The organism is Haloarcula terrestris, assembly GCF_031624315.1.
In the GTDB taxonomy this organism is placed as follows: Archaea; Halobacteriota; Halobacteria; order Halobacteriales; family Haloarculaceae; genus Haloarcula; species Haloarcula terrestris.
In genome coordinates, this window is the sequence record NZ_JAMQOM010000022.1 from 1 (window position 1) to 11,696 (window position 11,696).

Consider the following 11,696-nt stretch of genomic DNA (forward strand, 5'->3'; position numbering starts at 1 on the left):
TTTTAGCTAACTGAACGACTTTGCTCGTGAAGCGGGAGATCTTCGACATAGAGCATCGGCGGTTTCCCGCTTCAACTTCCTAGTTCTGACGGTCGAAGCCGACGCTGTCCAGCGATTCACCAGAGCCAATCAGCTCTAAATTTGATGTGATTATGATAGTAAACCATACCGGGCCCCCTCGGCGATGAACCAGATGAGATACTGCCGCGCCTCCTCGGCGGACAGCTCATCCAGCTGCACGGTGTGGTCGCATCTAGTAGGCATCCTCACGGTGGATTTGCTACGCTATTTAGTCGATCCAGATCCCCATTCTCGTATGTCGTTCGCCACATCGCATGAACGGCACGAGTGACGAGTGAGACCTCGGTCACGTCGATACAGGACGGCTCGGCGGCCGTCGTCGTGGCGTCGGGCGGCGAATGGAAATGGATCTCGGGGGAGTGTATATTCGGGTGGCGATCGAAGCGCCAGTTGACGTCGTCGCTATCGACGTAGTGAAACGAATACATCCCCAGTTCGCTCCACTGGATATCGAGCCGAGCGCTCTCGGCGTCGCCCAACCCATCGCTGAGACTGATCTGCAGTTCCGTGGGGGCGACGACGTCATCGTACGATGTTGTGTCGACTAACGGCTCGAGATCGAGCCAGCAGTCACGAATCCGCTGGAGCGCCGGAAGATAGATCGGCCCGAACTCGCCGGCACGGTCGTTACCGTTCATACGGCGAGTTGGTGGCTGGCCTCGTCGTAGGCGAGTGCTGCTTGGGCAACGGCGAGATTCTGCCGCGTCGTGCGCCACGCGGTGAGGTCGTCCCAGCCTTCCGTCTCGTCGGCGTCGAGTTGCTGGGCGAGTTCCTCCGGTGACACCACGTCGTACCGGTCTTCGTAGCGCCGGATCTCGCCCTTCATCTCCTTGATACTGTCGAGCAACTCCGACCGACTGACCTCCTCACGCAGCTCCCGGATCCGGGACATCAAAATTCGGTCGCTGTTTCGCTTGTACAGCGTTGTTTGGCCCTCCTGTTCAGTCTCGGCGAACCCGGTATTCACAAGCGTCTTGCAGTGGCGACGTGCCGTCGGCTCGCTCACGAGGGCGCGGTCGGCGATTTCGCTCGCCGACTGCTCATCGTGGGTTTGTTCGACGATTTCGTACACCCGCTCGAACGGTGTAGTGTCGTCTCTCCAGTCTGCTTTGACCTGCTCGTTGACGTCGTCCCACGTCTCGGTCATATTGGGTGCTACGCAGTCGAGAAACAAATAGTTTCCTGAGAAAATAATCTAACGGCAGTGGTTGTGCAGGTACGTTGTCAGACTACATGCTCCTCTACCGTCTCGTGATGCGTCCGAACCGTTGTCGGCGTGACGCTCCCGGTCTCCGCGACGTCGCTTTGCGTCACCCATTGTCCCTGTTCCTGCCCCGCTTTGTAGAGACAAGCCGCTGCGAACCCGGCTGGATGGACGCCCGTCGTGACGCCGTACTCCTCGGCCTGCTCAGCGAGCGTTCGGGCCCGCTGTCGGATCCTGTCCGGACACTCGAGGTCCGAGGCCAGGCGCGGCACGAACATGCTATAGGGGAGACGGGCTCAGCGAGGAGGCCCAGCGCATTCCCCGTTTGCCGCGACGCAACCACGTCAGTCGCGGTCGGCTTCGCCGAGGTCCGCAGGACCCGAACGGGTGAAGCGCTGGCGTCGAGACCAGATTTATTTTAGCCCGGAACGGGCGCAGGCGGTGCGGAGAGCGTCCGCACGCCCGGAATAGTTGGTCGCAAGCGAAGCGAGGCGCGACCGCAGGGAGCGTCTTGATGCGAACGGCGAACGAAGTGAGCCGTGAGCAAGCGGAGGGCGGCAGCGGCGAGCGGGGCGGGCCGTAACGTACACACCTGTCCAGCCGGCAGCGACACTCGGCGACCCAGCTACCGTCCTGGCGGACTCAGAAAGGGCGAGGCCACCTCGGTCGACCCCCGATCCCGCAAGCACCGCAGGCACGAGGAGCGCAGCGGTGTCTTCGTGAGCGGAGCGAACGAGGGCCAGCGAGACTCCGTCTCGCGCGGTCCCGAGATGCCGAGCGGCCGAGGGCTTTCGGGTGTCGTCGCCGACGCTGCGTGTTCGGCGTCGCCACTCGGAGGCCGGTTACTCTTCGAGACGGCGGAGCAATTGCGTGACGTAGGGACTGTGCTCCCAGCTCCGATGCGGGCTGATCGTCGTGATCAGCCTTCGAGCCGCCTCGTGACTCAGATGGCCGTTCCGGGCGTAGTCAACGACGAGCCGCGGCGTCGGGACGATTCGTGGCCCCTGTAGCACGGCGTGAATTAGTGGGAAGTTCGTCCCGCCGAACTCGTCTGTGAGAAACCCATCGACATCGAGCGCGTTTGCGAGGACGATGCCGTCGGTTTCGCCGTCGTCGAGCCCGAACGTCGGTCGCGAGTCCGGCGTATCCTCACCCTTGTAGGGGTCTTCAACCGTGTAGTAGCTGCGGGCCGCAAGGACGTTACTTGCGGCTGCCCCGTGGATATCTTGATACTGCGTGATGTCACGGAGTTCTGTAACGACTTCCGACGGCACGAACACGTCACACGACGTGAGCAGATACTGAAACGGGTCCGGGGTGTCAGTGTCGACAGCTGCGTCGGCACGAGGCACGGCGAGACTGACGAGCGCACTAGTGTCGGCGACGACCGTTCGCAGTCGCCGGCCGCTCATTGATCGTCGTCAGCCGTAGTGTCGACCGCCGTCGCGTCGCCATCGTAAATGTCGGTGTCGTCAGGGGCCGCGAGATCGAGTGGTTCATCCTCGAGGTCCGCTTTGAGAAGACGGAGGCGCTGAGCAGTCTCGGCGCCGACCAGCTGCTTGACCGTCTCGAACTCAAGCTGGTCGTCGTAGTACTTCGTCGCGACGAGTTCCTGGAACGTCTCGCTGTCGGCCGTGTCTTCGATGTACTCGCGAATCGCCTCGACAAGCAGATCCGTCCGATCCTTGTCGAAGAGCTCCGCGATCGCATCCAGCCGGTCGACAAGATACTCTGGCGACTGGAAATGGACCCGTCGCGGATCGTCGCTTGCGCTCATTCTATGTGCAAGTTCTGCACATAGAGTGATAACCGTTTCGGCGTTTGCACAGAGCTTGCACATCGGGTCCGTGACGGGACTGTCCCGTCAGTCTCAGCTGTTTTCCTGTGCGTTCAGCTCCTCGAGAAACCAGCTGGCTGCCGTTCCGATCCGGACCCCATCGACGTTGCCCATCTCAAGGCCGTTCGTGGCGGTCCGAAACGGCTCGTCGTTGACGAGGATGCGGTGGATGACTGTCCGGACCGACGCCGTTCCGTACCTGTCGACGAGAGCCGCGACCGCCGTATCGAAATGCTCATCCTCGTGCTCGGCTCGCGGGTTCTGCGCTCGCTGGATCACGAGGTCAACCACATCGTCGACCGATGCGTGCTCGGGATTCCCGGTTTGCTCACGGACGTTATAGTGGGGCTCAGCATCAGGCATTTCGAGTCACTCCGTGGCGTCGTCCGTATCGGTCCTCGCCGAGTCGGTTTCTCGTTGCCGGCGGATTGCAGCCAGCGTCTCCTCAAGCGTACCCACACTCTCGATCGACGCGAGTTCATCTGTAATCTCGTCGATGAGTTCGGCTCGCTCGACGGCAGTCTCGTCGCCCGCGGTCGTGTCGATCGATGCGACACGGAGTTGCCGCGTTTCGTGCCACCCGCAGTCCCAACAGTCTCGGGTCATCTCGACGCACTCGCCCTCTTCCGCTGCAAGGACGGCGTCGGACAGTGACGTCGACAGCGGTTGGTCCGGTCCGACCTCAAGCGTGACGGGGGACCCGCACGCAGGACAGTCCATAGTCATCCCGAGGAGCGTCCGTCTGTTGAAGATAGCGGAGCGACGGGAAAGTTACACAAACAGCGCTGCTGAGGTCACAGGGTAGGTCAACCACAGGTAGCTGCGAAACTGCCGCCGTGGCGCCGTTCCATTCCTGTCAGCGACAGCTCGGCGCATCAGTCAGAGACGATGTGCGACTTGAGCCTACGCGTCCAGTACGTTGCTGGCCCACCCAGACTACAGCGGGCACAGACCTGTAGTGGGCCTTCGAGATGCCCGAGTTCGACCCGGATCCCGTCAATGCTGTGAGCGTCTCGACGACCAACTCATACCTGTCACAGGCGACATAATCGCGCTCGTCCGGATTCGGCTCCACCTGGATCGCGCAGTCGCCGCAGATCGGATGGGTGGCCCGTTCGTCTTAGCCCCAGGTGTGTGCCTCCCCAGCCACGGTACCGGGCGGGGCGTCGCAGAACGCACAGCCGATGAGCGTTTGTTGCATCACTCGCCCTCCCCGTCGGCGTCGCGGCCGGCCGTCCAGCCACGGTGGAAGACGGCTAGCTGCGTCGTCGAGTCGAACGCGGCGCCGCTCGGCTCGTGAACCAGAACGCGGTCCTCGGGAACCGGAGTGACGATGTCCGCGTCGACGAGGTCGCTGACCAGGCGTTGGGCCGTCGCGTCGTCGACAGTTGTCTCTGGATTTGCCTCCACGATCAACTCGTAAATCGCCTCGGTCAAGACCCGAGGCGTTCACGTGGACTCCCGCTATCTTTGACAGAGGCAGGTGGGTAGTACTCCCCACTCACGTTCAGCATCTCGCGATTCAAGATCTGTCCAAACGCCGCCGACTCGCACCAGTGATAGTGGGGGCCGAATGTGAGTTCGTCAACGGGGGACGCTCCTCAGAGTGTAACCCCTGACACCTTATCTGACCTGTTTTGTCTTCGGATTGTAGTCAAGAACGTCCAGATGATTCATCTTCGGAAGGTGGTGATGATGCAAGGTGGAAGATACCAAATCATCAACCGTCACCTCCGACACGGGAGTGTTCGTCTCGAGTGCGATCACGGCTACGGCCAGGTCATTCAGGTCAACAGGGGGTTCCAGTTCTGCGAGGGCGGCCAAGGTGACTCGACACCGCTCGGACGAGAGGAGACTATGATACTCGGAATCGCTAAGATCCGGGAAGGCACTGCGGTCAGGGACATTACCAAGAGGAGCGGTCTTCGGTGTGGCAGTTGTCGAGTTGTTTGGCATGCAAATATACCAACGTGTAGACCGCGAATAGGCTTGGCCGCTAATGTATAAGCCAAGAGAGACGTTGACATGGTCAAGTTTGAGTTACCAGATGCTATCAATTCCGTACAGTTGACGTATGAAGTACGCTCCGTATATTCTCAATTACCCTCCAACGGCGGAGTATCCTTATATTGTTATCTGACCCACACAATACAATGTCTCAGCAGGCTCTGACCAGTGCTTTACAGGAGACGATAGCACTCTTCGACAGTTCTGGAACGCCACAGACCACGACAGAGGTCGCGGAGCAACTAGACCTCGGGCGACGGAGTGCGTACGACCGTCTTGAACGGTTAGTCGACCACGAACTGGTCGAGACCAAGAAGGTCGGAGCGAATGGCCGCGTCTGGTGGCGGCCGTCACAGGAACAAGGCACGGCAGAGGCCACGTCAGACCGCATGCTGTCCAGGCTCGTCGAGAACGTGCCAGGAATCGTGTATCGCTGCCGGAACGATCCTGGATGGCCCATGTTGTTTATCAGTGATACCGCTGAGGACATCACCGGCTATGATCCGGAGCGCATCGAAGCCGGTGCTGTCAGCTGGGGGGCAGACATCGTCCACCCTGACGACAGGGAACAACTGCGCCAAGCGATCGGATCGCAACTCGCGGACAGCAAGGAGTTCACCGTCGAGTACCGCATCCAGACCGCCGCAGGAGATATCCGGTGGGTACGCGAACGTGGCCGGATCGTTCACAGGGGCGACACCCAGACCGATACGTTAGAGGGTGTAATTACCGACATTACCGAAGAGAGACGCTCCAGCGAGACGGTAGCGTACAGCGAAGAACAGTTTCGGTCGCTCGTCGAAGCGACCACGGAATATGCCATCTTCATGCTCGACGCTGACGGATGCGTTCAAACCTGGAACGAGGGGGCACGGCGTATCAAGGGATATCAGGCCGACGAAATCGAGGGGAAACACGTCTCAACGTTCTACACTGAGGCGGACCGTGCCGACGACATACCCAAACGGAATCTGCAACGGGCGGCCGAAGAGGGGGTCACCGAAGATGAGGGCTGGCGAGTTCGCGCTGACGGCTCGCGGTTCTGGGCACACGTCACCATCACTGCATTGTACGACGATGGGGAACTCTCGGGCTATGCGAAGGTCACCCGTGATATGACCGACCGGCGTCTTGCGGAACAGCAACTCCAACAGGAGAAGGCGTTCGTCGAGAGTCTCTTTGAGGCCCAGCAGGACATCGTCTACGCGTTCGATAACGACGGGCAGTTCATCCGATGGAACGATCGATTAAACGCGGTGACTGGCTATTCTGATCCGCAGATCCGTTCGCTACATCCGATCGAGATGGTCGCTGACGGGGCTGTCCCTGAGGCCATCGATGCCTTCGAACGCGTACTCGAACATGGGGAGACAGTCACCGTCGAATTGCCAATCGAATCGGCTAACGGCGGTCGTGTCCCGTATGAATTCACGGCTGGACCATTGGCTGAAGCGGGCACCGTTGTCGGAGTCACCGGCATTGGCCGGGATATCAGCGAGCGCAAACGAAATGAGCGTGAAATAGAACGGCAGCGAGACGAACTCCAAGAAGAACTGGCGGAGGTGTTCGAGCGCATCGATGATGCATTCTTCGCCCTTGACAAAGACTGGCGGTTCACTCACGTCAACGATCGTGCGACGAATCTACTGGACCGCTCTGTCGGTGAACTCATTGGACAGCGTGTCTGGGATGAGTTCCCGGAAGCGACAAGTACGATATTCAAAGAAAAGTATGAACACGCTCTCGCGACGCAGGAACCGGTAACGTTCGAGGACTACTACGCCCCCCTGGATACTTGGTTTGAGGTTACTGCCTACCCGTCAGAAAGCGGCCTGTCGGTGTATTTCCGTGACGTCACGGAGCGCAAGGCACGCGAGCACGAACTCGAACGGTACGAAACAATTCTCGAAACCGTCAATGACGGGATCTATGTCATCGACGAGGATGGAATGTTTACCGCTGTCAACGAAGCGTACGAGTCGATGGTAGGCCAGTCGGCCGAGCAACTCCTCGGGAGCCACGTTTCGTCGGTGATCACGAACGAGACAATTCTCGAAACTGCACAGCGTATCGAGGATGAGTTGGCGAACGATGAGCGGACGACAGCGTCGCTGGAGGCAGAACTGACCAATGACACAGGCGAGACTCGCATCGGGGAAGCGACGTTTGCCCTTATGGAGACCGAGACTGGCTACGAGCGCGTTGGTGTCGTTCGGGACGTGACCGAACGCAAGGCGCGCGAACAGGAGCTACTGCAACAGCGCATGCAACTTGCGGCATTGAACCACCTCAACCAAGTCGTGCACGATATCACGGACGCTGTCATCGAACAGTCCACCCGGGACGAGATCGAGACTGTCGTCTGCAAACGACTGGCCGCGGTGGATTCCTATCAGTTCGCATGGATAGGTGAAGCCGATGCTGCATCTCAGACCGTCTACACCCGATCTGAGACTGGCGTCGAAGGCTATCTCGACGACATGACGATCTCTGTCGATCCCGATGACCCCCGAAGCGACGGGCCGACGGGTCGAGCGTTCCGCACCGGCGAGATCCAGACGACACAGGACATCAGCGAGGACGACAGCTACGAGCCATGGCGTGGGACGGTCAGTGAGTACGACGTACGATCGTCAGCCGCCATCCCGATCGTTTATGATGAGTCCCTCTACGGTGTTTTGAACGTCTATGCTGATCGTCCGGACGCGTTTGAGGGTCGCGAGCAAGCGGTCATTCAACAACTTGGTGAGGTCATCGGACATGCTATCGCAGCGACTGAACGTAAGCAGGCACTCATGAGCGATGAAGTGGTCGAGCTCGAGTTCAGTATTCCGGATGTCTTCGAGGCCCTAGATATCGAGTGCGAGACCGAGGGCACCATCTCGCTTGCTCACGCATCACCACTTTCTGATGGGGAGTATATCGTGTACGGGAGCGCCAGCGACGACGCTACTGACACAGTCCGTGCCATCACCGACACACTTCCTCACTGGGAAGAAGTGACGTTCCGGGACGACGACAACCCGGTACATTTCGAGGTCCGACTTTCGGAACCGCCCGTCATATCAGCGGTCGCATCAGTCGGAGGTGCAATCGAACGAGCCGTAGTCACAGACGGCGATTACGAGATGACAATTTATGTCTCTCCGAACGCGGACGTTCGAAAGGTCATCAGTGCCGTTGAAAACGCATATCCGGCGTCACAGATGCTAAAGCGACACCAGATTTCGCGTTCAAATTCGGAAGCGAGGAACGGACATCACATTCTGGCCGATCTCACCCAGCGGCAACGAACCCTCCTCGAATCCGCCTACTATGCAGGCTTTTTCGAGGTACCCAGACACGTGTCCGGGAAAGAGATCGCGGAGTCCTTCGAGATATCGTCTCCCACGTTTCATCAGCATCTCAGAAAAGCTGAGAAACATATCCTCGAGCAGTTGCTCTCCTCGCCGTCAGCCATTTCTGAGTGAGGACGAATCCTAGGCTGTTGACGCATAAGACCAGTATATTCCTGTTGATCTCTCCAGCTAGCACTAACAAATTAGCCCCATAGGATATCCACCTACGACGGGTATATTCGATAATGATTGCAGGCTACCTTCGGAACCGAATTCGCCATATTGGTGTGGATTCAGGCCTGTTGAGGAATGGCGTGCAGGTATGGTCCTCAAATCGTGATGCAGTGGTCCCATGTCAGCGATCAGGGGGTAGCAGTGACGGGACGACGGGGCCAGTAAACAACAAAAAGAGAGTGACCGATGATGAATGAAGGCCGCCCCGTAGTCAATTACGATCCGGACAATGATGACTACTATACCGAAATCGAGCCGGGTAAAACCAAGCCCACCATCGCCATCATTTGTCTCTTTGACGCTCTCGATGCGTACGAAGACATTGATATCCCACAGCTTTACCACCTGCTCAATCCAGATGCCTTGAGTACACTTCTGATTAGCCACAATCGGAAAGAGGTCGCGGGTACCTTGACCTTAGAATACACGGCAGGAGATTTTCACCTCACCATTTCGTGTTCGGACGGGACTGCCGACATCCGTCTCCGAACCAATGACGCTCTGGAAGACCCGGACGATCCGGCCTGAAATGGACTGCGGTTCGTCAATTCTGTAGTACCCGTCTACAGTTAGTACGTCGTCGAGAGGGATAGTTGCATAATTTTGATGGGAAAGATTATTGAATGTCTGTAATTTTCGATCTTTCTATCAGCTGATTGTAGGGGCTAAACCCCGTCTTCCAAGAGCAACGAAGGGAGCAAAGCGACCGAATAGCCCAGTAGGGCGGGGATACAGCACCATCATCGTCTTTCATACACTGTTCTGTTGCTGGCCCACAGGTCCATATCCACCGAAGATATTGGTTGATAAGACGAATACCCCGGAGTCTGTCCCTGTGCTGATTCAAATCTGGTGTTGATATGGCCACGCAGAAATCAGTGTTTCCGCCAGAAGACCTATTCTACGAGTTCAACGAGTGCGAACGTTGAAGGGTCCTTCCAGGCCTCACCGTTTGCGGAGAACCAGCTGTACTTTCTGTTGAGATTACCACCCTCACCATCATCATTGATGTGGATGTTGGTGCCGAACCGGTGGCCTACCATCGGTACCGTCTGTAAGACCTCCCAAGGAAGTGTCACAGCGAGGTGCCACCCTTCTGTGGTTTTGATTTGGGTAACGCCGACTCGCTCGGATCTGAACCCGTCAAATGTGTGGTACCCAGGGACGGCAGTTTCTTCCCCTCGTTCAAATATGATCTGGGCGTCGTTATCGCCGTCATAGGACTGTCCCTGGCTATTGTCCGGATCAATGAATATCTCAACACTGTCGCTCAGGTATCCCGCATCGGAGTCATTCGCGTGCTCGGTGTCAACGATCGTAACCAGAAAGTACAGTGCTGATTCATCCCAGAGTGCCCGCCACTCACCACCGAGATCGGTGTCTGGTGACTCCTGAATGATGGTCGTCTCTATTGGATGCGCTGAGACATCCGACCAGATCTCATCAAGCGTGCCGTCCATTGTCGGTGGTTCGTTCGCCCGCTCGATGGTCGCCCTCGGTTCCGCTATATTCTGTGTAGTTGCAGTCACTGTGGCTTCTTGGGTCGAGGCGAGTCCATGTTCATCGACAGCAGTCAGGCCAAGTTGGTATGTCCCATCTGGATCCAAATCAGTCAAAGTGATTTGGCGGTCCGCTCCTTTGAGGAGAGCGACTTCAATGGTGTTACAGCGCACACGGTACTGTACGATATTGTCACCGTCTGGATCTGTAGATTCGGACCAGGTGAAGCTGAGTGAGTGTTCGGTGCGCTCTGTCACTTTTATTTCCGACGGCGGTGATGGTGGTCGATTTCCTGTGTCTGGCTGATCAGAATCGGGCGTTCTGCCAGGCGGCCAATTCTCAGTGTGTGTCTCCGCTAACCAGTCTTTGGTGAGTTTGCCCATGTGCTTGTCACCGCCCAGCAGTTGCCAATCTTCATTGAACATACGGGGTTGATGCATGGAGTCAAACGTTGTGGCACACCAGTTCACGTTCGTATGGGTGTTGAGCCAGTCACGGAAGGGCTCACCCCATTCCTCCGTCGACCCAATCAAGTGGGCGGGGATTCCGTCTTTGTTCTCGCCGACGTAACCCCATTCTGTCGCGAATAGTGGAATGTCGAACGCTGGGTCACCAAAGGCCTCTTCCCACGTGTCAGGGTCCCATGAGGGGTTTACATGGAAGGCATAGACAATATTGTCGTCAGCAAAGGGATCGTCTGGTGCGTATTTCGTCAGCGAATTCCACCCTGGTGACCCGACAATGATCGGGGTATCGGGTGCGTGAGTGCGAATCTGTGAAACCCAGGGTTTTGCTGTCTCACGCCAGGTAAGCCAGGTCTGGCGGTCGTCCCCTGCTGGTTGTCCAGGCGTACTGAACATGTCAAACAAGACGTGGGTCTCATCGGCGTACCGCGGGGCGACACGGTCCCAGAACGACAGCAGTTGCTCCTCAATCTTGGTGGTATCATACCGTTCGGTCGCATCATAAGCAATGATGACGTAGACATCACGGTCCCGGGCTAGTGCCACCACTCGATCCAGATACTCTTCGAGGAGTGTTTCGAGACCCACTTCGGAAATCGAATGAACTCGAATTGGGACACGCAGGACGTGTGAATGCCAGCCAGCATCAGAGTCCGTCGCAAGCTTAAGTGTGTCCCAATAATCTTTGCCGCGTCGATTGGCGTGTGTCGTCCCCCACCAAGGGTCTACAGTAGTAACGCCTCGGAGGACGACACGAGTTCCCTCCGGATCCGTGAGCCACTGTCCGTCAACACTCAGTCGTGGACGTCCGACATCCGCCGGATCCTGTCGGTTGAGCAGGCCGGCACAGCCAGCTATGCCGGTAAACGATCCTGCTCCAACTGTCGAGAGAAAACGCCGCCGATCCATTCTAGTATCATGACCGATAGTAGCGTAAAAGCATAGCGATCATTCAGACAGCAACCGAGGTATGCCGACAGAAATCATAAACCACTCGTGTAGACGATCTGACGGCTGAATTAACCGCATAA

General features: G+C 57.6%; 10 protein-coding genes and 3 pseudogenes. 2 read left to right on the forward strand and 11 right to left on the reverse strand.

The features are described from left to right. Nucleotides 1–266 precede the first annotated feature (266 nt). The 10 genes and pseudogenes from NDI54_RS20520 to NDI54_RS21555 form a co-directional block, all read right to left on the reverse strand. Nucleotides 267–719, reverse strand: coding sequence for a hypothetical protein (locus NDI54_RS20520; RefSeq protein ID WP_310898197.1), 453 nt, complete (start codon nt 717–719; stop codon nt 267–269). Continuing rightward, complete coding sequence (locus NDI54_RS20525) at nt 716–1,228, reverse strand: winged helix-turn-helix domain-containing protein (protein WP_310898198.1); 513 nt, start codon at nt 1,226–1,228, stop codon at nt 716–718. The genes NDI54_RS20520 and NDI54_RS20525 overlap by 4 nt, the downstream gene beginning before the upstream one ends. A 77-nt stretch (nt 1,229–1,305) precedes the next feature. Beyond that, nucleotides 1,306–1,601, reverse strand: a pseudogene (locus NDI54_RS20530) (transcription initiation factor IIB family protein); the annotation flags it as partial. A 526-nt stretch (nt 1,602–2,127) separates the two neighbouring features. Continuing rightward, the gene (locus tag NDI54_RS20535) at nt 2,128–2,697 is read right to left on the reverse strand and encodes a hypothetical protein (RefSeq protein WP_310898200.1); all 570 of its coding nucleotides are present in this window, start codon (nt 2,695–2,697) and stop codon (nt 2,128–2,130) included. Next, nucleotides 2,694–3,062 (reverse strand): hypothetical protein, encoded by a 369-nt coding sequence (locus NDI54_RS20540; protein WP_310898201.1) that lies wholly within the window; start codon nt 3,060–3,062, stop codon nt 2,694–2,696. The genes NDI54_RS20535 and NDI54_RS20540 overlap by 4 nt, the downstream gene beginning before the upstream one ends. 93 nt (nt 3,063–3,155) lie before the next feature. Beyond that, on the reverse strand, nt 3,156–3,485 hold the full coding sequence (locus NDI54_RS20545; protein ID WP_310898202.1) for a hypothetical protein: 330 nt from the start codon (nt 3,483–3,485) through the stop codon (nt 3,156–3,158). 6 nt (nt 3,486–3,491) lie between these two features. Further along, nucleotides 3,492–3,842 (reverse strand): hypothetical protein, encoded by a 351-nt coding sequence (locus NDI54_RS20550; RefSeq protein WP_310898203.1) that lies wholly within the window; start codon nt 3,840–3,842, stop codon nt 3,492–3,494. 155 nt (nt 3,843–3,997) lie between these two features. Further along, a pseudogene (locus tag NDI54_RS21485) lies at nt 3,998–4,323 on the reverse strand (DUF7558 family protein). Continuing rightward, nucleotides 4,323–4,508 (reverse strand): annotated as a pseudogene (locus NDI54_RS20555) (hypothetical protein); the annotation flags it as partial. The pseudogenes NDI54_RS20555 and NDI54_RS21485, both read right to left, overlap by 1 nt. 237 nt (nt 4,509–4,745) lie before the next feature. Beyond that, the gene (locus NDI54_RS21555; RefSeq protein WP_455032228.1) at nt 4,746–5,078 is read right to left on the reverse strand and encodes a DUF7344 domain-containing protein; all 333 of its coding nucleotides are present in this window, start codon (nt 5,076–5,078) and stop codon (nt 4,746–4,748) included. 197 nt (nt 5,079–5,275) lie between these two features. Here NDI54_RS21555 and NDI54_RS20560 point away from each other — a divergent pair, with 197 nt between their 5' ends. Together NDI54_RS20560 and NDI54_RS20565 are read left to right on the forward strand one after the other, a co-directional pair. Beyond that, nucleotides 5,276–8,599 carry a PAS domain S-box protein gene (locus NDI54_RS20560; protein ID WP_310898204.1) on the forward strand — a complete coding sequence of 1,108 codons (3,324 nt, stop codon included), beginning with the start codon at nt 5,276–5,278 and terminating at the stop codon, nt 8,597–8,599. Between the two features lie 288 nt (nt 8,600–8,887). Beyond that, nucleotides 8,888–9,229: a hypothetical protein gene (locus NDI54_RS20565; protein WP_310898205.1), complete on the forward strand. Its 342-nt coding sequence runs from the start codon at nt 8,888–8,890 to the stop codon at nt 9,227–9,229. A 368-nt stretch (nt 9,230–9,597) separates the two neighbouring features. On the opposite strand, the gene NDI54_RS20570 is transcribed toward NDI54_RS20565, so the two are convergent. Then, a complete protein-coding gene (locus NDI54_RS20570; RefSeq protein ID WP_310898206.1) occupies nt 9,598–11,574 on the reverse strand; it encodes a sugar-binding protein in 1,977 nt (658 codons plus the stop codon). Nucleotides 11,575–11,696 lie beyond the last annotated feature (122 nt).